This window comes from Moorena sp. SIO4E2 (genome assembly GCF_010671945.1).
Classification (GTDB): domain Bacteria; phylum Cyanobacteriota; class Cyanobacteriia; order Cyanobacteriales; family Coleofasciculaceae; genus Moorena; species Moorena producens.
In genome coordinates this window covers 1-2,012 of sequence record NZ_JAAHIE010000992.1, presented here as the reverse complement: position 1 = coordinate 2,012, position 2,012 = coordinate 1, and the positions used below count along the sequence as shown (strand labels likewise).

Genomic DNA, 2,012 nt, shown 5'->3' with positions numbered 1-2,012 from the left:
CATTAACACCTGCCATCTATAGGGAGTAGGGAGTAGGGAGTAGGGAGTAGGGAGTAGGGAGTAGGGAGTAAGCATTCAGCTGTCAGCGGTCAGCTTAATACTTCAAATAAATTTGAAATGGGAGAATTTAAGAGTTCAATATTTTATCGAATTCGCTGATAGCTGATTAGCTGATAGCTGATTAGCTGATAACTGATAACTGATTACCTGATAGCTGATAGCTGTTCGCGAAGCGTGGCCAAAGGCCTTTAGCTGATAGCTGATAGCTGATAGCTGATAACTTACTATAAAAAACGCTATAAATAATAATAAGATTAGGCGGAATACTTATGAAAGCAATTCTCTACACACAATACGGATCACCGGATGTTCTTCAGCTCAAAGAAATAGAAAAACCCATCCCTAAGGAAGATGAAGTATTAGTAAAAATTCATAGCGCATCCGCCAATGCAGGTGACTGGCATTTACTCAGAGGAAAACCCTTCTTGATCCGCCTCATGGGCTTTGGGCTTCTAAAACCAAAAAACCAGATACTGGGAGCTGACATAGCAGGGCGAGTTGAAGCCGTTGGCAAAAATGTAAAGCAGTTTCAGCCAGGTGATGAAGTATTCGGGGACCTATCCGAGGGTGGTTTCGGGGGTTTTGCCGAGTATGTATGTGCTAAGGAAAGTGCATTAGTCTTGAAACCCGCTAATATGACCTTCGAGGAAGTGGCAGCAGTACCCGCAGCCGCACTCACCGCCCTGCAAGGTCTTCGGGACCAAGGACAGATTCAGCCAGGGCAAAAGGTTTTAATTAATGGTGCCTCTGGTGGTGTGGGTACCTTTGCCGTCCAAATTGCCCAATCCTTCGGAGCCGAAGTGACTGGGGTGTGCAGCACCAGGAATTTAGACATGGTGCGCTCCATTGGTGCAGACCATGTGATTGATTACACTAAAGAAGATTTCACCAAAAATGGCCAGCATTATGACCTGATTCTTGATGCTGCCGCCTATCGTTCCATTTTGGATTACAAGGGTATATTAACTCCCAACGGAATTTATGTCTTTGTCGGAGGTTCCACAGCTCAACTTTTCCAACTTATGTTCCTAGGACCATGGATTTCCATGACCGGAAGGAAGAAAATCGTGTCCCTGTTTATGGAACCAAACCATAAGGATTTGGTGTTTATCAAAGAGCTTCTTGAAACCGGCAAAATAACAGTTGTTATCGATAGAAGATACAGCTTAAGTGAAGTGCCTGAAGCGATCAGATATCTTGAACAAGGACACGCTAGAGGTAAAGTTGTAATAACCTTGGAAGATAATTGAGTAGGGAATCGGGAATCGGGAATCGGGAATCGGGAATCGGGAATCGGGTTTTACATCTCAAATGAAAATGCGATATATCCCAGTACCCTATTGCCTATTGCCTATTGCCTATTGCCTATTGCCTATTGCCTAAAGTACAACCCTAGGATTCCTCATCCAACGATTCCTCATCTATCGGATTACCGACATCAAAAACAATCACAAATTTAGCATCGGGCATCAGCCGTTTCAGAGCCTTTAAATGACCGTCGGCATCAGAGCGGTTGCGGAACCGACCAACAACGACTCGCTGCATCTTGGGTAATAGCCGCATGATCACCCATGGATGAAGGCGTTCAGAATAAGTCATAATAAAAGTATCTCCTGTCATAGGGGACCCAAGGCTAGCCCGTAGATTTGTACGTTTCCCGGGCTAGCTCTTGAGGTGGAAGTTTTACCAACCACTCTTTTATATTAACACAAATAATCTTTTAGTGTAACATATTTTGAAAATTTTTGTAACAAATTTGTAGGGAGTAGGGAGTAGGGAATAGGGTCAAGATATGTGAGGAGTTTTTTGGATTTTGGTGATATTTTGATCTATAGCGCTTATTGCATTTATGAGGTACGCTTTTGAGCCTCAAAGTCCCCCTTATTAAGGGGGATTTAGGGGGATCCCTTTGTAGCTGATGGGAGAGAGAATTGTTATAGTTAGATGTGCTA

General features: G+C 43.5%; 2 protein-coding genes. One reads left to right on the top strand and one right to left on the bottom strand.

Annotated elements, in window-relative coordinates; all coding sequences use genetic code 11:
- The first annotated feature begins 329 nt into the window (after positions 1–329).
- The gene (locus F6K37_RS39815) at positions 330–1,310 is read left to right on the top strand and encodes an NAD(P)-dependent alcohol dehydrogenase (protein WP_287256784.1); all 981 of its coding nucleotides are present in this window, start codon (positions 330–332) and stop codon (positions 1,308–1,310) included.
- 142 nt (positions 1,311–1,452) lie between these two features.
- Here the strand turns inward: F6K37_RS39815 and F6K37_RS39810 are convergent, their stop codons facing one another.
- Positions 1,453–1,659, bottom strand: coding sequence for an SPOR domain-containing protein (locus F6K37_RS39810; RefSeq protein WP_044493665.1), 207 nt, complete (start codon positions 1,657–1,659; stop codon positions 1,453–1,455).
- Positions 1,660–2,012 lie beyond the last annotated feature (353 nt).